We start from the raw sequence: 22,974 nt of genomic DNA, 5'->3' as shown, positions 1-22,974 counted from the left end.
CGGCAGCACCGGCAGCACCGGCAGCACCGGCAGCACCGGCAGCACCGGCAGCACCGGCAGCACCGGCAGCACCAGCGGTAACGCCGGCTCGGCGGTGGCAGTGCCGGCCACTGAAACCAAGACCAACACCGGCAGCGCTGCGTCGAGCGGCTCGACCACCACGCCGTCGGGGTCTTCGTCGACGCCGGCCAACTCCGCCAAGCTCAATCTGGTCGGGTTGAATTTCTCCGGCGCCGCCTTCGCTCCGCAGAACCTGCCCGGGGTGCTCAACGTCAACTACGTCATGCCCAGCGAGGCGCATTTCCAGCAGTGGAGTGCCAAGGGCGTGCGGCTGATCCGCTTCCCGGTGATCTGGGAGCGGCTGCAGACCCGCTTCTTCGGCAGCCTCGAGGCGGCCTACACCCAGCAGGTCACCCAGGTGCTGGAGCTGGCCAAGAAGTACAACATGAAGGTGATCCTGGCGCTGGACAACGGTGGTCGCTACAAGGGCACCCTGATCGGCACCGGAACCGTCACCAACTTCAACTACTGGGACCTGATGTATCGCCTGGCCTACCAGTGGGGTAACCATGCGGCGCTCTATGGCTACGACATCATGGGCAAGCCCAATGGCGCGGACAGTGGTTGGCCGGTGACGGCGCAGTCGGGCATCGATGGGGTGCGCACCATGGACCGCACCCACCCGGTGATCGTGCAGGGCAATGCCTGGGGCAGCGCCGTCAACTGGCCGGGCGTGAGCAATGCCTTGCTGGGCCTCAAGGATCCGGCGAACAACATCATCTATGCGGCCAACGTCTACCTGGACCAGGACGGCAGCGGCAGCTACGCCGCGCAGAACATGGATGGCTTCGATCCGCAGGTGGGTGTCAATCGCGTCAAGCCCTTCGTCGAATGGCTCAAGCGCAATGGCAAGCGAGGCATGATCGCCGAGTTCGGCGTGCCGTCGGGCGACAGTCGCTGGCTGACCGCGACCGACAACCTGCTGGCCTATCTGCAGCAGAACTGCATGCCGCTGACCTACTGGGCGGCCGGACCCGGCTGGGGCTCCTCGGCACTGGCGGTGGAGCCGGTGAACGGGGTGGAACGCCCGCAGTGGCCGACGCTGAAGAAGTACGTCGACGCCAGCAACAGCTGCACGGCGATAGGACCGCGCTGAGGACGAGGCGGCGGGTTGGGCAGGGCGGCGGATGGCCTTGGCGATCCGCCGCCCTATTCATGTCGATGCCCGGCGAGAGTCAGACTTTCCCCGGCTGCGCAAGGGCTACCGGGTCACCGAAACGGCTCTGGAACAGCCATCGCGTGGACGACGAACGGCTATAGCTCGACTTATTGGCACACGGGTAGAGTCCGGTTGAAACCTCAAGCACAGGGAGTAGGTGCCATGACGCAAACCACCCAGCAACGGTTGCAGAGCCTCGAAGAACAGATCCGGAGCCACCGGCAGGAGCTCGCGCAAAGCCGGCAGCACGTCCAGGAGCAATTCGTCATCTACAGCCGCAAATTCGCCCGGTTGAGCGTTCTCGAAGCCCAGCTCGAACTGGTGCGCAACAACACCAAGACACCGAGCTGAACCCAGGCCCCGACCCTCGGCCGGTCAATCGTCCCGCGTCAGGACTTCCAGCAATTCGATCTCGAACCTCAGGTTGGCATGCGGCTTGATGTGCGCGCCGACCTGGCGTTCGCCATAGGCCAGCGCCGCCGGCACCGCCAGGCGACGTTTGCCGCCCACGCGCATGCCCATCAGGCCCTGGTCCCACCCCTTGATCACCCGCCCGGTGCCGATGACGCACTGGAACGGCCGACCCTTGGCCCGCGACGAGTCGAACAGGGTGCCGTCGTCCAGCCAGCCTTCGTAATGGGTGGTGATTAGCGCCCCCTTGACCACCGCCTTGCCGTCGCCGGTCACCAGGTCTTCGATCTGCAACTCCTCAGTCATCGCCATCCTCCTGCCAAAGGGCGCAGTCTAGCCGGTTCACTGGCCGCGCGGGCCTGGCCCCGGCCACCCCGGCGAGGACGTCAGCTTCAATCCGGCACGTCGCCGAACAGGCCCGCCTGGTAGTCGCGGATCGCCTGGCGGATTTCCTCGGCGCTGTTCATCACGAAGGGCCCGTGGGCCACGATGGGCTCGGCGAAGGGGGCGGCATGGCCATAGAGCAGCACGGCGCCGTCGCGGCTGGCGATCTCGATCTGGTCGCCATCGTCGGCGAACTCCAATAGCTGCCAGGGGGCTTCGTCGCGTCCGGCGATCTGCAGGGTGCCGCGCACGCCATAGCAGAATACCGTCGAGCCAGGCGGCGCGGGCAGGATCGCGGTGGCGCCGGGGGCGAGTTCGACGGTCATCAGGGTGATGGGCGTCGGTGTCTGCACGGCGCCCGCGACGCCCTGGTGGGTGCCGGAGGCCAGACGGATTCTTACCCGCCCTTCGTCCGCTTCGAGCAGCGGCATGTCCGCCGCGTTCACGCCATGATAGGCCGGCGGGGTGAACTTCAGCCGGGCCGGCAGATTGACCCACAGCTGCAGGATTTCCAGGTCGCCACCGTCGCGTTTGAAGGCGGCCGGCGACAGCTCGGCATGGACCAGGCCACTGCCGGCGGTCATCCACTGGATGCCGCCGGCCTCGATGACGCTCTCGTGGCCGCCGCTGTCGCGGTGGGCGAGGGAGCCGGCGAGGATGAAGGTCACGGTTTCGAAGCCGCGGTGGGGGTGGGGGCCGAAGGGCAGGCCGGCGTTGTGCGGCGGATAGACCTGGGGACCGTGGTGATTGAGAAAGAGGAAGGGATCCAGGTGGGGGAGGCCGGGGCCTGGCAATGGCCGGCGGGTCTGGAGGTCGCCGATGTCGTCACGCCGGGCGGGATGGCGGTGCAGCAGGGTACGGGTGGTCATGCGGGGCCTCGCGAACGCAAAGCGTCAGTGTAGAGGCAGCCACGCCGGACGGGTACCCGGCGTGGATGACCGTCATTCAGATGGAGAAGCGTACCTCCCGCTCCGGTCGTTGCAGGCTCGGGCGGCGATGATTGACCACCAGTTCGCCGATGCGGATGAGGTGGGCGCGGGTGACGTTGCGACTCAGCCCCAGCAGCCGCGCCGTGTGTACCTGGTTGCGGTGGCAGAAGCGATAGGCGGCGCGCACCAGGGCATCCTCGACGCGCTCGTGCAGGGCCTCCGGTTGCTCCTCGAAAAGCTGGGCGAAGGCTTCGGTCAGCAGGTGGTCGACCGGCGCCGTCTCGGCCGGGCGCGGCGCTGCCGCGGCCAGGCTGGGGCGCTGGACGAAATTCAGGTCCTCGGCCTCGAGCAGGCCCTGGGGCTTGAGCAGCAGGGCGTGCTGCAGGGTGTTCTCCAGCTCCCGGATATTGCCCGGCCAGGGATGCTCCAGCAGCCGGCGCTCCGCCGTCGCGCTCAGGGCCACCGGGGCCTGGGCATAGGCGTGGAGGAAGTGCCGGGCCAGCGGCAGGATGTCGCCCTGGCGCTGGCGCAGCGGCAGCAGCGGCAGGCTGACCACGTTGAGGCGATACCAGAGGTCTTCCCGGAAGGTACCCTCGGCCACCGCGCGCTCCAGGGGGACGTTGGTGGCGGCGACGATGCGCACATCCAGCGGCACGCTGCGTCTCGAGCCGAGACGCACCACCTCGCGCTCCTGCAGCACGCGCAGCAGCTTGACCTGCACCGACAGCGGCAGGTCGCCGATCTCGTCGAGGAACAGGGTGCCGCCGTTGGCCTCCTCGAACCAGCCGGCGCGGGCCCCCAGGGCGCCGGTGAAGGCCCCCTTCTCATGGCCGAACAGTTCCGCCTCGACCAGGCTTTCGGCGAAGGCGCCGCAGTTGACGGCCACGAAGGGGCCGGCGTGTCTGTGGCTCAGGGCGTGGATATGGCGGGCGATCAGTTCCTTGCCGGTACCGGTCTCGCCGATCACCAGCACGCTGGCGTCGCTGGGGGCGATCTTCTCCAGGTGGGTGAGCAGCTCGCGGGATTTGGGATCGGCAAAGACCTGGGCGGTCGCCCGGTAGCGGGGGACCGCGGGCGTGCGCGTCAGGGTCAGCAGCGTCATCGCAGGCTCCTCAGGAGTAGAAACTGGGGGTGGGCAGAGCGTCGTTGAGGGCCCAGTCACCCAGCTCCTGCAACTTGTAATCCACCGGGTCATGCAGGGTCTGGGTGCGCAGGTTGCGCCAGTAGCGATCCAGGCGCAGCGCACCCGCGGTGGCGCGGGCGCCGCCGACCTCGAACAGGCGGCTGGCGAGGTCGAGGCCGTGGCGACTGGCGGCGACCTTGGCCGTGGCGATGGCGATGGCCAGTTCGCCCCGGGCGGTTTCGCTGAGCTCAGGGCCCTGGCGCCAGGCCGCGGCGAAGGCCGTGTTGGCGCGCTCGACCAGCAGCCGGGTGCTTTCCAGGGCTACCCAGAATTCACCGTAGTGGCGCAGGACGTAGGGGTCGGCACTGGCGCTTTGAGCGGTGGACTTGAACCAGGGGCGGGACTGGGTGGTGGTGTAGCGCCGTGCCTCGGCGAAGGCGCCTTCGCCGAGGCCGAGGAAGATATTGGCGAAGATCAGTTGCGCCAGCAGCGGGCGCAGGCAGGCGAAGGGGGTGCTGAGGGGGCCCGGATCGAGCAGCCACTCCTGCTGTTCGACGCGTACCCCGGTGAAGCGCGCACTGCCGCTGTCGGTCTGGCGCTGGCCATTGTTGTCCCAGTCGTCGAACAACTGGATCCCGGCGCGCCGGGTCGGGACCACGGCGATCAGCAGGCGACCGCGGTCGTCGTTCTCCAGCGCCGACAGCAGCAACAGGTCGGAGTCCAGGGCACCGCTGCAGAAACTCTTCTCACCGTCCACCTGCCAGGCATCACCCTGGCGGCGGGTGAGGGTGCGACGGTCGAGGGGATTGAGCGCATTCCCCCAGAACAACGCCTCGCGGGCACTGCGCTCCAGCCAGGGGCGCCACTGCGCGGGCTGGCCGAAGAGTTGTGCGGTGGCCAGTAGCAGGTGGTGGAAGCCGAAGACATGGGCCAGGGAGCTGTCGACCCGGGCGAGCTGGCGTACCGCGGCCAGGGTCTGGTCCCAGGACGCACCCAGGCCACCCAGCTCGCGCGGGATGCTCAAGGCCAGCAGGCCGCTCTGGCGCAAGGCATCCCGTTCGGCCTTGGGCGTCCCGCCCTGGCGGTCGCGCTCGGCGGCCGAGGCGGCGAAGGCCGCCAGCAAGGGAGTGAGAGGTTCCAGCAGCGAATCGGACATGAAGGACTCTTATCTTTGAAAATTCAGCAGGCGTTAGAACGTAAAGCCACTTAAACCTTGATACGAAATATTTTTTTGTTATTAGGTAATCGCCTTCTATCTTCGCCGCTGACCGCCTGGTCACCGATTTGGTTATTGGGCTAAAGATGTCACGGTGGCCTGCCGTTATAGGTCTAACTCAATCCTCTAAGCAGGGGTGTGCCATGTTCAACAAGGGACTAAAACAAGAGCTGCAGCGCCTGCGCGAGCAGGTGGACTCCTTCAAGCAGCTCAAGGCCGAGCTCGACGAGGAAATGATGGGGGTGGAGCTGGACGGCAAGGGCTGCATCAGCGCGGTGAACGCCAATTTCGAGAAGGAGATGGGCGTCCGTGCCGCGGATGTGCTCGGGCGACCGCTGGTGGACTTCATCCCGGCGCATACCAAGGGCGAAGACTACAGCCGACGGCTGCAGCAGAGCCTGAGTCAGGGCGAACACTTCAGTGGTGCCCTGCGGCTGTTGCGTGGCGACGGGCGCGAGGCCTGGCTGCGTGGCATCCTGCATCCCTTCCATGACAGCCAGGGGCGGGTGCAGCGCTTCCGGCTGTTCTGCAACAACCTGACCCGCACCATCGAGACGTCCCGCGAGCACGAGAGCCTGCTCAAGGCCCTGCGTCGGTCGACGGCGGTGATCGAATTCAACCTCGAGGGCGAGGTGCTCGACGCCAACGAGCGCTTCCTGCAGGCCATGGGCTATTCACTGGCCCAGATCAAGGGCAAGCACCACCGGATCTTCTGCGAACCGGCCGAGGCCGGTTCGGACGCCTATCAGCAATTCTGGGCGCGTCTGCGCCGTGGCGAATTCGTCGTCGCCCGCTTCAAGCGCCTGGACGCCCAGGGCCGCGACGTCTGGCTGGAGGCTTCCTATAACCCGGTGATCGATGCCCATGACCGGCTGTACAAGGTGGTCAAGTTCGCCACCGTGATCACCGATCAGGTCCACCAGGAACAGGCGGTATCCGAGGCCGCGGGCGTGGCCTTCGAACAGTCCCGGCACACCGACGACACCGCGCGCAAGGGCGCCGTGGTGGCGCAGCAGACGGTGGATGTCATGCGCGCCCTGGCCGACCAGATGCAGGAGGCGGTGAAGGGTATCGAGGCGCTGGACAACCAGTCCCAGGTGATCGGCACCATCATCAAGACCATCAGCGGCATCGCCGAGCAGACCAACCTGCTGGCGCTCAACGCCGCCATCGAGGCCGCCCGCGCCGGTGAGCAGGGCCGGGGATTCGCCGTGGTGGCCGATGAGGTCAGGCAGCTGGCCTCGCGGACCAGCAAGGCCACCGAGGAGATCGTCGGCGTGGTCCAGCAGAACCAGCAGCTGGCGAGCGACGCGGTGAAGGTCATCGAGAACGGTCGCCGCCAGGCCGAGCAGGGACTGGAGCTGGCGGGCCAGGCCGGACAGGTGATCGTGGAGATCCAGGACGGCGCCCAGCGGGTGGTTGGCGCGGTGGGGCGTTTCGCCCGGCAGCTCTCGACCTGATCCCAGGCCGGTCTTCCTGTACCCCATGCAAAACGGCAGCCCCAGGGCTGCCGTTTTGCATGGGGCACCGCGTAGGATCAGCCCTGCTTGCTGCCACCGCCGATCTGCCAGACGAAGGGCGGCTCGCTGCCGTCGATCTCCCAGGCGCCGACGATGCGCTCCTTGTAGATCAGCGGATTGTGCGAGGCGGCGGTACGGGCATTGCGCCAGTGCCGGTCGAGGCCCTTGGCGGCGCGCGTGGCCGAGGCGCCCAGGGCGTTGAACAGGTCGCTGGTGGCGCGCAGCACCAGGTCCGCCACTGCCGACTGGGCCTGGGCGGATTCCAGTTCGGCCGCGACGTTGGCGCGGTGTTCGGCCGCCGCATCCTTGCCATAGCGGGCCTCGAAGGCGACCTGGGCCGCCGCGGCGGCGCTCAGGGTCGCGGCCTCGGCCGCGTAGACGAACGCCGAGGCCTTGCCCACCACCTGCTGCACCTGGGGATCGTCGCTGGCCGCGCTGGCGTTGCCATGGCTGTAGACCCGGGTACGGCCCCGCACCTCCTGGGCGAATTCCCTGACCGCCGCCTGGCCGCTGCCCGTGATCACGGCGAGCAGCACCAACTGGTAGAAGGCGGTCTGGTATTTGAAGCGGGTGGCGAAATCGATCAGGTTTTCCGGCTCCACCCGCACGCCCTCGAATACTGAGGTGCCGCTGGCGGTGGTGCGCTGGCCGAAGCCGTCCCAGTCGTCGGACTGGCGGACACCCGGCTGGTCGGTGCGGATGGCCGCGATGACGTCGCCGCCGGTGTCGTCGCGCTGGGCGTAGACATCGATCCAGTCGGCGAACAGGCTACCGGTGCTGTAGTACTTGGTGCCATTCAGCCGCCATTCGCCGTCCTGCTGGCTGACCCGGGTGATCACCTCACCGAGCCTGACGGTGCCGATCTCGGTCCAGGCATTGCCCACCAGGTCGCCCGCGACGAAGCGCTCGAACCAGACCTGCTGGGAAGCCTCGGCATGGGCATTGAGGCGATCCTCGACGAAGGCGAAGTGGCCGCGCAGGGCCTGGGGTAGATTGCTGTCGGCCGCGGCCAGCTCGATCAGCAGACGTACCAGCTGCGGCAGGCTGGCGCCGCCGCCGCCGAATTCCAGCGGCACCCGCACGGCGCCGAAACCGGCTTCCTTGAGCCAGGCGATGGGTGCATAGGGGAGGGTGCGGGAGCGCTCGCGCTCCAGAGCACCTTCGGCGATGCGGGCGAAGACGGGGCGGAAGCGGGCGGCCAGGCGTTGGTAGTCCGGTGCGTCGGTAAGGGCAGGCGGCAGCTGGCGAGCGGGCAGATTCATGGAAGATCCTCGGCAGGTGAACAGTCGACGCCAGGGTCTTTGCAAGAGCGTTGCCAGCCTGGAAGGCCCGTCCTGGCGGGCTTTGCCGGGCGCGGGCTGTCCAGCGGGCAGCAGGCTGCCCGGGCACTGTTGCCCAGGCGACAGCTGCGTCCGGCAGGCTAGACTGGGGCTTTTACGGAGTGTCCATGGACCTGCTCTTTCTCGGGACCTCGGCGGGGGTGCCGACCCGCCGCCGCAACGTCGCGGCCCTCGCGCTGATCGAGGATCAGGGCAAGGGCTGGTTCCTCGTCGACTGCGGCGAAGCCACCCAGCACCAGCTCCTGCGCACGCCGCTCTCGGTGGCGGACCTGCGGGCCATCTGCATCACCCATGTCCATGGCGACCACTGCTATGGCCTGCCGGGGCTGCTGGCCAGTGCCGCCATGAGCGGCCGTAGCCAGCCATTGGCCCTGATCGCCCCCCAGGCGGTGCAGGACTGGCTCGCCGCCACCCAGGCGCTGACCGCGCTGCATCTGCCCTTCGCGCTGCAATTCCACGCCGTGGAGACCTTCAGGGGCGTCGCACTGGGCGCCTGGGATATCGACGCCTTCCCCCTGTCCCACCGGGTGCCCAGCCAGGCCTTCCGTTTCCGCGAGACCCGCCGGCCGCGGCGGCTGGATCCGGCGGCCCTGGCCGCGGCCGAGGTCCCGCGGGGTCCGCTCTGGGGCCGCCTGCAGGCCGGGGAAGACGTAGCGCACGAAGGGCGCCTGCTGCGCAGTGCCGATTTCCTGCAGCCGGCCTACGAGGAACGGCGGCTGGTGGTGGCTGGCGACAACGATAGTCCCGAACTGCTGGCCGAGGCCTGCCGCGGCGCCCAAGTACTGGTCCACGAGGCCACCTATGCCCAGGCGCACATCGACAGGACCGGGCAGAGCTGGGGGCACAGCAGCGCCGCGGGCATCGCCCGCTTCGCCGCGGCCCAGCGCCTGCCGGCGCTGCTGCTCACCCATTTCAGTCCGCGCTATCAGGCCGATCCGGCCCGCTCGCCGTCCCTCGAGGAGCTGCGGCAGGAGGCGGCCGCCTGCTACCGCGGTGAATTGCACCTGGCCGAGGATTTCTCGCGTTTTCGCCTGGATCGCCAGGGGCGGCTGAAAGCCCTGGACCAGAGCGGCGCAGCGGTACTTTCCGTCCAGCGATAGGGGAGGGCTCGGCGTGCGTCGGCCTTGTCTGGCTCGCGCTGCTTGGGCATAGTGCGAACGTTTATCATTCCAGGGGTCATGGTGGCCCCTCGCAGCTCATCCGTAGGAGAAGCAAATGGCGGTGTCTTTGAACAAGGTTTCCACGCTGGGCGCCGTGGCGCTGCTGTCGCTGGCAGTGGCGGCGTGCTCCGCTCGCCCCGAGGCACCGACGCCCCCGCCGCCCCCCGCACCGGCTCCGGTCGCCGCCCAACCGGCCGCGCCCCAGGCCCCCGCCGAGCTCAAGCGCATCGAGCTGGGCTATGGCGTCTATGAACTGGCCTACAGCCCGGCCAAGCAAGCGGTCTATGCGGCCACCGCCCAGTTGACCAAAGGCGTCACCGGCGGGGTGATCTACCAGCTCGATCCGGCCACCCTGGCCATCACCGGCCAGATCCACACCGATCTGAAGAACTTCGCCCTGACCACTGACGCCAGTGGCGAGACGCTGTTCGTCACCAACTCCCTGGACGGTGGTCTCAGCCGCATCGACCTGCGCACCGGCAAGTTGGAGAAGCGACTCGCGTTCAAGGAGATGGGCCGCGACGGCCATCCGGTCAATCCGCGCCAGGTCATCCTGCATGACGGCCTGCTGTACGTCGGCGGCGTCGGCGATCCGGGCGTGATCTGGGTGGTGGACGCCAAGACCCTGACCCTCAAGGCGCGCATCCCCAATGCCGGCAAGTGGGTGACCGGCCTGCTGTACTCCGAGGACACCGGGCGCCTCTACGCCGCCAACGGTGGTGGCGAGGTACTGGTGATCAATCCGCGCACCCGCAAGATCGAGCATCGCTGGACCCCTGGCGACGGTGGCAAGTACCTGCTGCTCAACCTGGCCGAGGATCGCGCGAACCACCAGCTGTTCGTCACCGACAATTCCGAAGCCAAGACCGTGCTGGTCTTCGACATCCGCACCGGCAAGGTGATCAAGCGCCTGCCGGTGGGCGATGCCCTGGCGATCAAGCTCAACACCCAGCGCAACGAGCTGTACATCACCCAGCGTGAGACCGGCCGCCTGCTGATCCTCGATGCCACCACCTACGCCGAGAAGAAGGCTTACGACCTCAAGCCCAATCCCAACAGCCTGCTGGTCAGCCCGGACGGCCAGACGCTGTACGCCACGGTGAAGACGCCCTTCGACAAGGAATACATGAACACCGCGCCGGAAAGCGTGGTGCGCATCGACCTGACCGCGATCAAGTAAGACTGGCCTGGCAGTGGTCCGCCGCGCGCTGCGGACCACTTCGGGGCGGACAGGGCCTCCCAAGTCTGCCGGCGTGCTCTTGAATGCGATGATGCCTGTCACGGTCCTCGAGGAGAGCACGCTTGTCCGCCACCGATCTCACCCTGCTTCCCCTGTTGGAAGCCTCCTATCGCCACTGGCTCGGCCAGTCGCTGCCGCGTCCCGCTGGATTACCTGCGGCCGACGTCCTTGCCTGGCTGCACGAGCGGGCACCCTACGCCCTGCTGGCCCACGGTACCGAGAACGATCCCCTGTTTTGCTACGCCAACGAGCAGGCCCTGTGCTGCTTCGGCTATCCACGCGCGGAATTCCTCGGCATGCCTTCGCGCTTCAGTGCGTCGCCCAAGGACCGAGACGAGCGCCAGCGGTTGATGGAGACGGTCGGGCGTCAGGGCTATGCCGGCGATTACGAGGGGTGGCGCGTGGACCAGGCGGGAAGGGCCTTCATGATCTACGCTGGGGTAGTGTGGAACCTGGTCGACGGCGATGGGCAGCGCCTGGGGCAGGCGGCGTTGTTCTGGCCGGATAGGCAGCGAATTGGCCGGGTGGAGTGAGGGCGGCAAGGGCTTGAGGGGCTTCGTTGCTCAGCATGGTCTAGTGTGTCGTATGGGACCGCGCCCTGCTCTTGTAGAGCAAAGGGTGGCCTGGGTTTTGTTGGGCTTCGCGTTGCTCAGCCCAACCTACGATGGAGTTAAGAGCCAGTATGTTTCCCTGCGAGGATCCTGACGCCGGAGCACAGTTGGGCTTCGCTGCGCTCAGCCCAACCTACGAAAGCTACGATCATGCGGCTGACCGCCCCCTCTCCCTGCGGGAGAGGGGGCAAAGCCCTCACTCATCCTCGACGATCAACACCACCAGATCCTTCGGCCCATGGGCACCGTAGGCCAGCACCTGCTCGATGTCAGCGGTCTTCGACGGCCCGGAGATCAGCAGTGCATTGGTCGGCATCCCCTCTTGCCAGCGTTGCCGTTGCTGCAGTTCGTAGAAGTTGTCGACCACGGTGCTCGCCCTGAGCAGGGCGATGTGCAGCGGCGGCACCAGGCTCATCAGTCGCGGTTCCTGGCGATCTGGCCAGAGCACCAGGCTGCCGGTGGCGGCCAGGGCGCCAAGGGTGCCGGTGAGGCTGGCCGGGGTGTCGTTGAACAACTCGGCCTTCCATTCTTCCACGGGCCGATCATAGGCCTTCCAGCGCGGCTGACCCTCACCCTGCCAGCGCTCCACTAGCCGGGCGCCGTGGGGCGTGCCGGGCGCGATCAGCAGCTGGTCCAGGCCGCGCTCGGCAAGAAGGCGCTCGACCAGTGCCGGCCAGTCCGCCGTGGTGGTCAGGTGGGTTTCGGTATGCACCGTCTCCATCAGGGTCCGCAGCCGCGCGATGCGTTCCGCGGGTGGATAGCGCCAGGGCTCGGTCACCAGCGCCTCGTCGAAATCGTCCGTCAGCGGTTGGGTACCCTGCAGACTGCCGCGCAGCTTGGCGAGGATGTTGTCGCGGGCGCTCATGGGCGTTGCTCCAGGTGGTCGCGGGCCAGTTCGTGCAGCGAGAGGGGCGCCGGCCTGGGTGCGCTGTGGTGTTCCGTCCACGGCCCGAGTTGGCCGGGGGTGAAGCGGCCGAAGCGGGTGGCCAGGTAGCTGAAACCGCGATAGAGCAGCGGCGAGGTGTAGAGATTCTGCCAGGCATGCCAGGTCCAGCGCTCCCGGGCAGAAAACTTGCTGCCCTGGCCGCGCAGCAGGTGCGGTTCGGCCGTGGGCGCCTTGACGTTCTCTTCGCGCAGGCGCCGCAAGAGTGCCGGAATCGGGATCTTGACCGGGCAGACTTCACCGCAGGCGCCACACAGCGACGAGGCGCTGGGGTGATCGGGCGCCCGCTCCAGACCGACCAGGTGCGGGGTGATGATGGCGCCGATGGGGCCGGGATAGACCTCGCCATAGGCATGGCCGCCGATGCGGGTATAGACCGGGCAGTGGTTCATGCAGGCGCCGCAGCGGATGCAATTGAGGGTCTGGCGCAATTCGCTGTCGGCGAAGGCCTGGCTACGGCCATTGTCCAGCAACACCAGGTGCACCTCGCGCGGCCCGTCGAGTTCCTCGGCCTTGCGCGGCCCGGAGATCAGGTTGACGTAGGTGGTGATCGGCTGGCCCAGGGCCGAACGGGTCAGCAGCGACAGCAGGGGCACCACGTCGCGCAGGTTTTCCACCACCTTCTCGATGCCGGTCACGGCGATGTGCACCGGCGGCACCGTGGTGGACATCCGCCCGTTGCCCTCGTTTTCCACCAGCAGCAGGGTACCGGTCTCGGCGACGGCGAAGTTGACCCCGGAGATGCCGATGTCGGCCTCGAAGAATTTCTGCCGCAGTACCCGCCGGCCGGTCTGGATGAGTTCGTCGACGTCGGTGGTGTAGGGTTCGCCGAGATGCTCGTGGAAGAGGGTGCCCACCTGCTGCCGGTTGAGGTGGATGGCCGGCATGATGATGTGCGAAGGCTTTTCGCCGGCCAGTTGGATGATGTACTCGCCCATGTCCGACTCCAGGCAGTCGATGCCCTGGGCGCCGAGTACGAGATTCATGTCCATCTCTTCGCTGACCATCGACTTGCCCTTGATCAGCAGCTTGGCCTCGTGGCGCTCGGCGATCCGCTGGACGATGGCGTTGGCCTCGGCCGTGGTCTCGGCCCAGTGCACCTGGACACCATTGCGGGTGAGATTCGCCTCCAGGCGCTCCAGCAGCTTGGGTAGCTTGGACAGCGCCCGGGCGCGGATGCGATTGCCCAGCTCGCGCAGCCGCTCGCGCTCGTCGGCATCGCTCAGGCTGGCCAGGCGCTTGGTCATCAGCGAATCCATGGCGGTGCGGAAGTTGCGCCTCAGCTGGTCGTCGCCCAGCGCCTGGCGGGCGCGGGCCTTGAACGGGGGCGGATCGCTCAGGTCGGTGAGCGGAATCTTCAGCATCTCGTTCATGCGGCACCTCCGATACGGCGCCAGAGAAAGCTGGCCAGGTGTTCACCGCGCAGGGCGGCGCGCTGCTTTTCCAGGGCGCCGTTGATATTCATCAGGCAACCGCAGTCGGCGGTGAGCACCTGGGCTGCGCCACTGTCCTGCAGGGCGCGGGTCTTGTCCGCCACCATGGCGCCGGAGATGTCCGGCATGCGCACCGAGAAGGTGCCGCCGAAACCACAGCATTCGCTTTCGTGGTCATGGTCGACGCGCTCCACGGCCTCCAATTGGCCGAGCAGGGCACGGCCGTGCAGGTGGGTCTGCATCTCGCGGCGGGCGCTGCAGGAGGTGTGCAGCGCGACCTTGGTCGGGGCGCCGTGGTCCTGGTAGTCCACCCGGCAGACGTGCAGCAGGAATTCCGCCAGTTCATAGGTGCGCTCGGCCAAGTTCTGCACCAGACGCAGCGTCTCCGGCTCGTCGGCGAACAACTCGGCATAGTGATGGCGCAGCATCCCGGCGCAGGACCCGGACGGCACCACCACCGGCCAGGGCTCGGCGAACAGCGCCAGCTGGGCGCGCGCCACGGCGCGGGCTTCCTCGGTGTAGCCCGAGGTGTAGGCCGGCTGGCCGCAGCAACTCTGCGCCTGGGGGAAGTGGACGCGGAGACCTTCACGCTCCAGCAGGCGGATGCTGTCCATGCCGGCTGCGGGATAGAAGAGGTCCACCACGCAGGTGCCGAACAGATAGACCTGGGTCGGCTTCTCCTGCGGATAGCTCCGCGGCGCTGCCAGCGGCGGTGCGGTGCGGGTGGCGTTGGGGGCGGCGTTGTGGAAGAGCTCGGTCATGAGGCGTACTCCGGGTTGGCCCGGTTAAAAGAAAACCGGCGGCGACCGGGGCCGCCGCCGGGAACCGCGCGATCAGTGCACCAGCATGCCGGTGAACACATAGGCCTGCGCCAGGGTGATCACGCCGACCAGCACGGCGAAGCCGATACTGTGGCGCACGGTGAAGCGGAACAGGTCGGACTCCTTGCCCACCATGCCGGTGGCGGCGCAGGCCACGGCGATGGACTGCGGCGAGATCATCTTGCCGGTCACGCCGCCGGAACTGTTGGCCGCCACCAGGAGGGTGTCGGAGACGCCGATCTGGTGCGCGGTGGTGGCCTGCAGCGAGCCGAACAGGGCGTTGGACGAGGTATCCGAGCCGGTCAGGAACACCCCCAGCCAGCCGAGCAGCGGCGAGAAGAAGGGGAACAGCGCACCGGTGCCGGCCAGCAGCAGGGCCAGGGTGGTGGACATGCCCGAGTAGTTGACGACGAAGGCGAAGGCCAGCACCAGGCCGATGGAGAGGATCGGCTTGCGCAGTTCCACCAGGGTCTCCTTGAACACGCCCAGGGCCGTCGACGGCTTGATGCGGAAGATAGCCATGGAGATCAGCGCGGAGATCAGGATGGCGGTACCCGAGGCGGACAGCAGGTCGAGCTTGTAGACCGCCGGCATGGGCGTAGGCGTGGCGACGATGGGCGCCGCCTTGAGCACCAGCTTGTCCAGGTAAGGCACCGGTACGTTGATCACCAGCGCATAGAGGGCACCGCCACTGGCGAACAGCGCCTTGAACGCCTTGGTGGTCCAGATCGTGACGACCACGGTGAGGATCAGGAAGGGCGACCAGGCCTTGATCACGGTACCCAACGAATGCTCCGGCGGCAGACGGCCGCCGCTGCCGAAGCCCGCGCCACCGCCCAGTACGGCTGCGCCGCCGCCCCCCATCACGGTGGTGGCACCGGCTGCCGCGTGCTGCGGCTGGCGCAGCTTGAGATAGCCGGTCAGGGCGATCATGGCGGCCAGGGAGGAGGTGATGTCGGGCAGTTCCGGGCCGATGAAGTTGGAGGTCAGGTACTGGAACACCGCGAAGGTGCCACCGCAGATCAGCGCCGGCTTCCAGGTTTCGCGCAGGCCGCGCATGCCGTCCATCATGAACATCAGCCACAGCGGCACCAGCAGCGACAGCAGCGGCAGCTGGCGACCGGTCATGGCGCCGATCTTGAAGGCGTCGATGCCGGTCACCTGGCCGGCGACGATGGTGGGAATCCCCAGGGCGCCGAAGGCCACCGGTGCGGTGTTGGCGATCAGGCAGAGACCGGCCGCTTTCAGCGGATTGTGGCCCAGGCCCACCAACAGGGCGGCGGTGATGGCCACCGGCGCGCCGAAGCCGGCCGCGCCCTCCAGGAAGGCGCCAAAGCAGAAGCCGATCAGCAGGACCTGCAGGCGCTGGTCGTCGGTAATGGAGAGAACGGAGCTGCGGATGATGTCGAACTGGCCGCACTTGACCGTCAGCTTGTAGAGGAACACCGCGGTCACGATGATCCAGGCGATGGGCCAGAGGCCGTAGAGAAAGCCGTAGCCGGCGGAGGCCAGCGCCTTGTCCACCGGCATGTGGTAGACGAACAGGGCGATGAGCAGGGCGATCGCCAGGGTCAGGGCGCCCGCCACATGTCCCTTGAGACGAAGGACGGCCAGCGCGATGAAGAAGAACAGGATGGGCAGGGCGGCGACGAAGGCCGAAAGGCCCAGGCTGCCAAGCGGGAGATAGAGCTGTTGCCAGGTTTCCATCGGGTGCTCCTTGATTGTTTTTGTAGGGAAGCGGCAGGACGGGGTTGCACGGCATCGCGACCTGTGGCAAAAATTGGTAAGACCAATTTACAAGGGCGACTTCCCGCACGTTAAGCGGGGTCTTTGCGGCTGTCAAACGGGTTATCGTGCGACTTTAGTCGTCCGGGCGATCGTGCCTGGCCCGGGCGAAGCGGTGTCCAAGGGCTTTCTTGAGGGGTTTCATGGCGTTCCAACCGGTCAAGCAGCGTCGTCTGTCGGACGATATCGTCAAGCATCTGGAAGCCCTGATCGCCGAGGGCTCCCTGCGGCCTGGTGAACGCCTGCCGGCCGAGCGCGCCCTCGCCGAACGTTTCGGCGTCTCCCGGCCATCGCTGCGGGAGGCGATCCAGAAACTGGTGGCGCGCGGCCTGCTCACCAGCCGCCAGGGTGGCGGTACCTATGTCACCGAGGCGCTCAACAGCGCCTTCACCGATCCCTTGCTGCCGCTGCTGGAAAGTCGCGAGGAGACCCGGCGCGACCTGCTGGAATTCCGCCACACCCTGGAAAGCGCCTGTGCCTACGCGGCCGCCCAGCGGGCCACCGAGCCGGACCTGGCGCGCCTGACCCTGGCCTGGGAGCGCCTGGAGGCCTGCTACCAGCGACGCGAGACGCTGACCTGCGAAGAGGAGGGCGACGCCGATGCGGCCTTCCACCTGGCCATCGCCGAGGCCAGCCACAACGCTGTCTACCTGCACAGTATCCGCAGCCTGTTCGAGCTCCTGCGGCATCACATGGTCACCAATATCGGCGGCATGCAGGCCCAGCGCGGCGAAACCCGCGAGCGACTGCTGGAGCAGCACCGGGCGCTGTACCAGGCGATCGTCGCCGGCGAAGCCGAGCGTGCCCGTGACGCCGCGAGCTTGCACCTGGGCTATGTGCGGGAGGTGCTGGAGGAGGCGGGGGCCATGGCAGGGCGTCTAGCACGGGCGAAACGGCGAGAAGATTTCTGAAAAAGTATGGCGAAATATTGCATGATGGCACTATGCTATCGCAATAACTTATTCGTCCGTGGCTAAAGTTTAGCGTTCCGGCGCTGATAACCCGGTCAGACCTTCCCGCCTTTGCAGGCGTCTAGACCGGTATCCTCCTGTGGAACACGCCTCTTCTTCGCCCTCGCTCGTCGACCTTACCTTCACGCCTGCATTGCTGGGTGCCTGTGGCACCGGGGCGATCCTCTTCGTGGGCGGCGTGACGCCGGCCACCCTGGCCTTGAGTGCCACCCAGGTCGTGCTGGCCGCAGGCCTGGGCTTCTGGCAGCTGCGTCGCGCCCAGGCGCGCCAGGCCGCACGGCCGACCGCCAGCCTGGCGGCCCAGGGCCCGGCCAGCGGCCGTGACGAAGCCCTCGAGGCGCTCTGCGTGGCGGTGCTGCCGGTCTGGTCCGAGCAGATCGAGGCGGCGCGCGCCCATACCGAGCAGGAGATCGTCAGCCTGACCAGCCGCTTCGCCGAGTTGGCCGGGCGCATCGAGAGCGTGACCGGTAACGACCAGGGTGCGGGCGATCGCCTGGTCAACCTGATGGCGAGCAGCCAGAACCAGCTGGATGGCATCCTGCAGTCCCTGCGTGAGGCGCTGTCCAGCAAGGGCGCCCTGCTCAACGAGGTGAATGGCCTCGCCGGGCTCACCGAGCAGCTCAAGAGCATGGCCAAGGACGTCGGTGACGTGGCCCGCCAGACCAACCTGCTGGCGCTCAACGCGGCGATCGAGGCGGCGCGGGCCGGCGAAGCCGGGCGTGGCTTCGCCGTGGTCGCCGACGAGGTCCGCAAGCTATCCACCCTCTCCGGCGATACCGGGCAGAAGATCGGCGAAACCGTGGAAACGGTGAATGGCGCCATCGCCCGCACCCTGGAATTGTCGCAACGCCACGCCGAGCGCGATACCGGCACCCTGAACCAGTCCGGCGAGACCATCGAACAGGTCATCGGCGCCTTCGGCGGTACCACCCGTGACGTGGTGGAACGCAGCGATGCCCTGGCCGAGAACGCCACGGCCGTCGGCGGCACCATCGGCGAGGTACTGGTGGCGCTGCAGTTCCAGGACCGGGTCAGCCAGATGCTCGGCCATATCCGTGACGACCAGGCCCGCCTCGAGCGCCTGGTGATCGAGCGCCGTGCCCTGGCCGCCAGTGGCCAGCCGCTGCCGCCGCTCGATACCAAGGCCTGGCTCGCCGCGCTGGCCCGTACCTACACCATGGCCGAGCAGGTCGCCGTGCACCACGGCAAGCGACCGGCCGCCACCGCTGAATCCGATATCACCTTCTTCTAAGGAAGCTGCCATGAGCAACAAGACCATTCTGATCGTCGACGACTCCATCTCCATCCGCCAGGTGGTGTCCATGACGCTGAAAAGCGCCGGCTACGACGTCATCGAGGGCTGCGACGGTCGCGACGCCCTGACCAAGCTGGACGGTCGCAAGGTCCACCTGATCATCAGCGACGTGAACATGCCCAACATGGATGGCATCACCTTCGTCGCCGCGGCGAAGAAGCTGCCGGCCTACAAGTTCACCCCGGTGATCATGCTCACCACCGAATCCGACGCCGCCAAGAAGGCCGCCGGCCAGGCCGCCGGCGCCAAGGCCTGGATGGTCAAGCCGTTCCAGCCGGCGCAGATGCTGGCGGCGGTTTCCAAGCTGATCATGCCCTGATAGCCCCGGAGGCTACCCCCATGAACGACGTCGTCCGTACCCGGTTGCCCTTCGCCGGGTCGCTGACCATCTATACCGCGGCGGACAGCAAGCCGCTGCTGATGGAGCCCCTCTCCGCCGGGGTCACCGTGGCGCTGGAGCTGGCCGAGGTCGACGAATTCGATTCGGCCGGCCTGCAGTTGCTGCTGCTGGCGCACCGGGAAGCGCAACGTCTGGGGGGCCGCCTCGAGCTGGTCGATCCCAGCCCGGCCATCACCGAATTGCTGGCGCTGGCCGGCCTCGCCGATTTCTTCACGGCCGCGACGGCCGAAGGGGTCGCGGCATGAACCTGGACGAGATCCTCAAGACCTTCATCGCCGAGAGCGAGGAGCTGCTCCAGCAGATGGAGGCCGCGCTGCTGCAGATCGAGCAGGCGCCGGACGATGCCGAGCTGATCAACGCCATCTTCCGTGCCGCCCATACCATCAAGGGCTCGGCCGGCCTGTTCGGCCTGGACCACGTGGTGGCCTTCACCCATGTCGCCGAAAGCGTGCTCGACCGCATCCGCAGCGGCGAGCTGGCCTTCGACGACACCCTGTCCGCGCTGTTCCTGGAGGTCTGCGATCACCTCAACGGCCTGATCGCCCGCGTCGCGTCCGGCAGCGAGCCGGAGGCCGACTTCCAGGCGGCCGGCGCCGCCCTGGTGCAGCGTCTGGAACATTACCTGCAACCCAGCGCCAAGGCCGCCGAGTCCGTCGCGGGCGCCCGTGCGGTGCTGCCGCCCGTGGACGGCGTAGCCGCCGGCCACTGGCACCTGTCGCTGCGCTTCGGCCCGGACATGCTGCGCAACGGCATGGATCCGCTGGCCTTCGTGCGGTATCTCAACAGCTTCGGTCGCATCGTCAACATCGTCACCCTGACCGAGGCCATCCCGGCGGCGGCCGACATGGACCCGGAGACCTGCTACCTGGGGTTCGAGGTGGCCTTCGACAGTGACGCCGACAAGGACACCATCGAGGCAGCCTTCGAATTCGTCCGCGAGGACAGCCAGATCCGCATCCTGCCGCCGCACAGCCGCAGCAGCGACTACTGCCAGCTGATCGAGGCCTTGCCCGAGGAAGACCTGCGCCTGGGCGAGATCCTGGTGCGCTGCGGCACCCTGACCGCCACCGAGCTGGACGAGGTGCTGCGCCGCCAGGCCGATCCGGCGACGCCGCGCAAGCCCATCGGCGAGGCGCTGGTCGAGGCGCACCTGGTCAACCCGCCGGTGGTGGATGCGGCCTTGAACAAGCAGCGCAAGGTCAAGGAACAACGCAACGGCGCGGCGGGCGATGGCCAGCTGATCCGCATCGACGCGACCAAGCTCGACCAGCTCATCGACCTGATCGGCGAACTCATCATCGCCGGCGCCGGCACCCAGCTCATCGCCCAGCAAAGCGGCCTGGCCGCGCTGGTCGAGTCCACCGGGGTACTCTCGCGGCTGGTCGAGGAGGTGCGCGACACCGCCCTGACCCTGCGCATGGTGCAGATCGGCACTACCTTCAACCGCTTCCAGCGGGTGGTGCGGGACGTCTCCAAGGAGATCGGCAAGGACATCGCCCTGCAGATCAGTGGCGGCGAGACCGAGCTGGACAAGACGGTGGTGGAGAAGATCGGCGATCCGCTGACCCACCTGATCCGCAACGCCATGGACCATGGCATCGAATCCGCCGAATTGCGCCTGGCCCGTGGCAAGCCGGCCCAGGGCACCGTCGGCCTCAACGCCTACCACGAGTCGAGCAGCATCGTCATCGAGGTCACCGACGACGGCGGCGGCCTGGCCCGCGAGCGCATCCTGCGCAAGGCGACCGAGCGCGGCCTGATCGCCGAAGGCCAGGTGCTGGCCGACAAGGACGTGTTCAACCTGATCTTCGAGCCGGGCTTCTCCACCGCCGAGCAGATCAGCAACCTGTCCGGTCGCGGCGTCGGCATGGACGTGGTCAAGAAGAACATCACCGCCCTGCGCGGCAGCGTCGATCTCACCAGCGAGGAAGGGCGGGGCACCAAGGTGACCATCCGCCTGCCGCTGACCCTGGCGATCATCGATGGCTTCCTCATCGGCGTCGGCAAGGCCACCTACGTGGTGCCCCTGGAGGCGGTGGAGGAGTGCATCGAGCTGACCGAGGCGGCCAGCGTCCAGGCCAGCGGCAACGACTATCTCGACCTGCGTGGCGAGGTCCTGCCGGTGCTGCGCCTGCGCCAGTTGTTCGCCATCGAGGAAGAGCCGCCACGGCGGCAGAACGTCGTGGTGGTGCGCTATGCCGGCCAGCGCGCCGGCCTGGTGGTCGACCAACTGCTCGGCGAATTCCAGACCGTGATCAAGCCGCTCGGCCCGCTGTTCGGCCACAACCGCAGCCTGGGGGGCTTCACCATCCTCGGTAGCGGCGCGGTGGCCCTGATCCTCAACGTGCCCGGCCTGATCGGCGAGGCGTCCTCCACCACCCTGGCCACCCACGCTCCGGCGCTGGCCTGACCGCCTCCGAGAAGTCGACCCATGACCGTCACCAAACGCATGTCCCTGCTGGTCCTCTCCGCGTTGCTGGGCATCGTCCTGCTCGCCGGGCTGGCCTACTACCAGCTGCACCAGGTCTATGCGCAGGCCAATTTCGGCAACGACGATACCGTGCCGGCCATCCTCGGCATCGATGCCATCGATGCCCATTCCGCCGACATCATCACCAATATCTATCGTCACCTGGCCGCCGATGGCGAGGTCGCCACGCAGCGGGCCGAGAAGGAACTCGACGAGTCCCAGCGGCTGACCGAGGAGGCGCTCAAGGCCTATCAGCAGCAGGTGTCCGACGATACCGACCGGCGCATGCTGGACGACGACAGGCAGGCGATCGCCGCCCTCAACCAGCTCGCGGCGCGGGTGGTTCCGCTGTCCCGCGCCAGTCAGGACGACGAGGTCAAGCGCATCCTCGGCGAGAACCAGGCGGTCGTCACCCATGTGGGCGATGTTCTCGATGCCCATCGCCTCTACAACCAGAAGCTGGGCGCCGAACAATCCGCCCTGGCCCGGGGTACCCTGAGCCAGGCGACCCTGCTGTCCATCGGTATCTCTCTGGCCACCCTGGCGCTGATCGGCCTGCTCGGTTTCTTCATCACCCGCAACCTGCTGCGCCAGCTGGGCGGTGAGCCGGCCGAGGTGGCCAAGGTCGCCAACCGCACGGCGGCGGGTGATCTGCCGGATGACCTGCGCCTGCGCGAGGGCGACGACTCCAGCCTGATGGCGGCCATGCAGCGCATGGTGCTGACCCTGCGCGGCCTGGTGCAGGAAATGACCACCATGGCCGCCGAGCACGACCGCGGCCAGACCGAGGCGCGCATTCCACTGGAGCGTTTTCAGGGCACCTTCCGCAACGTCGCCGAGGGCGTCAACGCCATGGTCGCCGGCCACCTGAGCGATTCCAGCAAGGCCATGGCCTGCGTCCGCAGCTTCGGCGAAGGCGATCTGGCCGCGCCGCTGGAGCGCTTCCCCGGCAAGAAGGCGGTGATCAACGACAACCTCGAGCAGGTCCGCGGCAACATCCAGCAGCTGGTGGCGGAGATGGTGCAGCTGTCCCAGGCCCATGATCGCGGCGAAACCGACGCGCGGATTCCCGTGGAGCGTTTCCAGGGCACCTTCCGCAGCATGGCGGAGGGCGTCAATGCCATGGTCGCCGGGCACCTGGAGGATTCGCGCAAGGCCATGGCCTGCGTCAAGAGCTTCGGCGAGGGCGACCTGTCGGTGGCCCTGGAACGCTTCCCCGGGCAGAAGGCGGTGATCAACGACAACCTCGAACAGGTTCGCGGCAACATCCAGCGCCTGGTCGAGGACGCCAACCAGCTGAGCCAGGCCGCCATGGCCGGGCGCCTGGATACCCGTGCCGATGCCAGCGCCCACCAGGGCGACTTCCGCCGCATCGTCGCCGGCATCAACGGCACCCTGGACGCCATCGTGGCGCCGGTCAGCGAGGCCATGGACGTGATGGCCGGCCTGGCCCAGGGCGACCTGAGCCGCACCGTGCGCGGCGACTACCAGGGCCAGCTGCTGGACCTCAAGCAGTCGGTCAACGGCACCGTCGGCAAGCTGAACCAGATCATCGGTGACGTACGGCTGTCGGCCGATGCCCTGGCCAGTGCCTCGGAAGAGATCTCCGCCACGGCCCAAAGCATGAGCCAGGCCAGCACCGAGCAGGCCGCTTCGGTGGAGGAGACCAGCGCCAGCGTCGAG

At 67.6% G+C, this 22,974-nt stretch carries 21 protein-coding genes and 1 pseudogene; 13 read left to right on the top strand and 9 right to left on the bottom strand.

Annotated features, from left to right (window positions below; all coding sequences use genetic code 11):
- Both FSV73_RS25110 and FSV73_RS25105 read left to right on the top strand, forming a co-directional pair.
- A partial coding sequence (locus FSV73_RS25110; protein WP_260856164.1) for a glycoside hydrolase family 5 protein occupies nucleotides 1-1,156 on the top strand: 1,156 nt, incomplete at its 5' end.
- Between the two features lie 225 nt (nucleotides 1,157-1,381).
- Nucleotides 1,382-1,570, top strand: coding sequence for a hypothetical protein (locus tag FSV73_RS25105; protein ID WP_145013054.1), 189 nt, complete (start codon nucleotides 1,382-1,384; stop codon nucleotides 1,568-1,570).
- Nucleotides 1,571-1,594: 24 nt separating this feature from the next.
- Here FSV73_RS25105 and FSV73_RS25100 read toward each other — a convergent pair whose 3' ends face one another.
- From FSV73_RS25100 to FSV73_RS25085, 4 genes are all read right to left on the bottom strand, one after another.
- Nucleotides 1,595-1,936 (bottom strand): FKBP-type peptidyl-prolyl cis-trans isomerase, encoded by a 342-nt coding sequence (locus FSV73_RS25100; RefSeq protein ID WP_145013052.1) that lies wholly within the window; start codon nucleotides 1,934-1,936, stop codon nucleotides 1,595-1,597.
- An 86-nt stretch (nucleotides 1,937-2,022) separates the two neighbouring features.
- Entirely contained in the window at nucleotides 2,023-2,883 is an 861-nt protein-coding gene (locus FSV73_RS25095) for a pirin family protein (protein WP_145013050.1), read from the bottom strand.
- A gap of 76 nt (nucleotides 2,884-2,959) precedes the next feature.
- On the bottom strand, nucleotides 2,960-4,045 hold the full coding sequence (locus FSV73_RS25090) for a sigma-54 interaction domain-containing protein (RefSeq protein ID WP_145013048.1): 1,086 nt from the start codon (nucleotides 4,043-4,045) through the stop codon (nucleotides 2,960-2,962).
- Nucleotides 4,046-4,055: 10 nt separating this feature from the next.
- Nucleotides 4,056-5,222, bottom strand: coding sequence for an acyl-CoA dehydrogenase family protein (locus tag FSV73_RS25085; protein WP_145013046.1), 1,167 nt, complete (start codon nucleotides 5,220-5,222; stop codon nucleotides 4,056-4,058).
- Nucleotides 5,223-5,368: 146 nt separating this feature from the next.
- Here FSV73_RS25085 and FSV73_RS26340 point away from each other — a divergent pair.
- Nucleotides 5,369-6,202, top strand: a pseudogene (locus FSV73_RS26340) (PAS domain-containing protein); the annotation flags it as partial.
- A gap of 108 nt (nucleotides 6,203-6,310) precedes the next feature.
- Nucleotides 6,311-6,742: a methyl-accepting chemotaxis protein gene (locus FSV73_RS26335; RefSeq protein ID WP_437179316.1), complete on the top strand. Its 432-nt coding sequence runs from the start codon at nucleotides 6,311-6,313 to the stop codon at nucleotides 6,740-6,742.
- 77 nt (nucleotides 6,743-6,819) lie between these two features.
- Here FSV73_RS26335 and FSV73_RS25075 read toward each other — a convergent pair whose 3' ends face one another.
- On the bottom strand, nucleotides 6,820-8,064 hold the full coding sequence (locus tag FSV73_RS25075; protein WP_145013042.1) for an acyl-CoA dehydrogenase family protein: 1,245 nt from the start codon (nucleotides 8,062-8,064) through the stop codon (nucleotides 6,820-6,822).
- 185 nt (nucleotides 8,065-8,249) lie between these two features.
- Between FSV73_RS25075 and FSV73_RS25070 the strand changes: the two genes are divergently transcribed.
- From FSV73_RS25070 to FSV73_RS25060, 3 genes are all read left to right on the top strand, one after another.
- The gene (locus tag FSV73_RS25070; RefSeq protein WP_145013040.1) at nucleotides 8,250-9,242 is read left to right on the top strand and encodes a ribonuclease Z; all 993 of its coding nucleotides are present in this window, start codon (nucleotides 8,250-8,252) and stop codon (nucleotides 9,240-9,242) included.
- Nucleotides 9,243-9,357: 115 nt separating this feature from the next.
- Nucleotides 9,358-10,482 carry a YncE family protein gene (locus FSV73_RS25065; RefSeq protein ID WP_145013038.1) on the top strand — a complete coding sequence of 375 codons (1,125 nt, stop codon included), beginning with the start codon at nucleotides 9,358-9,360 and terminating at the stop codon, nucleotides 10,480-10,482.
- Nucleotides 10,483-10,604: 122 nt separating this feature from the next.
- On the top strand, nucleotides 10,605-11,075 hold the full coding sequence (locus FSV73_RS25060; RefSeq protein ID WP_145013036.1) for an MEKHLA domain-containing protein: 471 nt from the start codon (nucleotides 10,605-10,607) through the stop codon (nucleotides 11,073-11,075).
- Between the two features lie 274 nt (nucleotides 11,076-11,349).
- Here the strand turns inward: FSV73_RS25060 and FSV73_RS25055 are convergent, their stop codons facing one another.
- The 4 genes from FSV73_RS25055 to FSV73_RS25040 all read right to left on the bottom strand — a co-directional run bounded on the left by FSV73_RS25055 (nucleotide 11,350) and on the right by FSV73_RS25040 (nucleotide 16,057).
- Complete coding sequence (locus FSV73_RS25055) at nucleotides 11,350-12,018, bottom strand: LutC/YkgG family protein (protein ID WP_145013034.1); 669 nt, start codon at nucleotides 12,016-12,018, stop codon at nucleotides 11,350-11,352.
- Complete coding sequence (locus tag FSV73_RS25050; protein ID WP_145013032.1) at nucleotides 12,015-13,469, bottom strand: LutB/LldF family L-lactate oxidation iron-sulfur protein; 1,455 nt, start codon at nucleotides 13,467-13,469, stop codon at nucleotides 12,015-12,017. The genes FSV73_RS25055 and FSV73_RS25050 overlap by 4 nt, the downstream gene beginning before the upstream one ends.
- Complete coding sequence (locus tag FSV73_RS25045; protein WP_145013030.1) at nucleotides 13,466-14,290, bottom strand: (Fe-S)-binding protein; 825 nt, start codon at nucleotides 14,288-14,290, stop codon at nucleotides 13,466-13,468. The genes FSV73_RS25050 and FSV73_RS25045 overlap by 4 nt, the downstream gene beginning before the upstream one ends.
- Nucleotides 14,291-14,362: 72 nt before the next feature.
- Nucleotides 14,363-16,057 (bottom strand): lactate permease LctP family transporter, encoded by a 1,695-nt coding sequence (locus FSV73_RS25040; RefSeq protein ID WP_145013028.1) that lies wholly within the window; start codon nucleotides 16,055-16,057, stop codon nucleotides 14,363-14,365.
- A 221-nt stretch (nucleotides 16,058-16,278) separates the two neighbouring features.
- On the opposite strand from FSV73_RS25040, the gene FSV73_RS25035 reads away from it, so the two are divergent.
- The 6 genes from FSV73_RS25035 to FSV73_RS25010 form a co-directional block, all read left to right on the top strand.
- Nucleotides 16,279-17,046 (top strand): GntR family transcriptional regulator, encoded by a 768-nt coding sequence (locus tag FSV73_RS25035; RefSeq protein ID WP_145013026.1) that lies wholly within the window; start codon nucleotides 16,279-16,281, stop codon nucleotides 17,044-17,046.
- A gap of 565 nt (nucleotides 17,047-17,611) precedes the next feature.
- Nucleotides 17,612-18,358, top strand: coding sequence for a methyl-accepting chemotaxis protein (locus FSV73_RS26330; RefSeq protein ID WP_260856166.1), 747 nt, complete (start codon nucleotides 17,612-17,614; stop codon nucleotides 18,356-18,358).
- 10 nt (nucleotides 18,359-18,368) lie between these two features.
- The gene (locus FSV73_RS25025; protein WP_145013022.1) at nucleotides 18,369-18,740 is read left to right on the top strand and encodes a response regulator; all 372 of its coding nucleotides are present in this window, start codon (nucleotides 18,369-18,371) and stop codon (nucleotides 18,738-18,740) included.
- 20 nt (nucleotides 18,741-18,760) lie between these two features.
- Entirely contained in the window at nucleotides 18,761-19,066 is a 306-nt protein-coding gene (locus FSV73_RS25020) for an STAS domain-containing protein (RefSeq protein ID WP_145013020.1), read from the top strand.
- Nucleotides 19,063-21,231 carry a chemotaxis protein CheA gene (locus FSV73_RS25015; protein WP_145013018.1) on the top strand — a complete coding sequence of 723 codons (2,169 nt, stop codon included), beginning with the start codon at nucleotides 19,063-19,065 and terminating at the stop codon, nucleotides 21,229-21,231. The genes FSV73_RS25020 and FSV73_RS25015 overlap by 4 nt, the downstream gene beginning before the upstream one ends.
- A 21-nt stretch (nucleotides 21,232-21,252) precedes the next feature.
- Nucleotides 21,253-22,974, top strand: a 1,722-nt coding sequence (locus tag FSV73_RS25010) for an MCP four helix bundle domain-containing protein (protein ID WP_145013016.1), incomplete at its 3' end; no start/stop codon positions are given.

It is taken from the genome of Pseudomonas oryzihabitans (assembly GCF_007665395.1).
Classification (GTDB): Bacteria; Pseudomonadota; Gammaproteobacteria; order Pseudomonadales; family Pseudomonadaceae; genus Chryseomonas; species Chryseomonas psychrotolerans_C.
The sequence above is the reverse complement of the archived record's forward strand: the minus strand, read 5'-3'. Positions and strand labels throughout refer to the sequence as shown.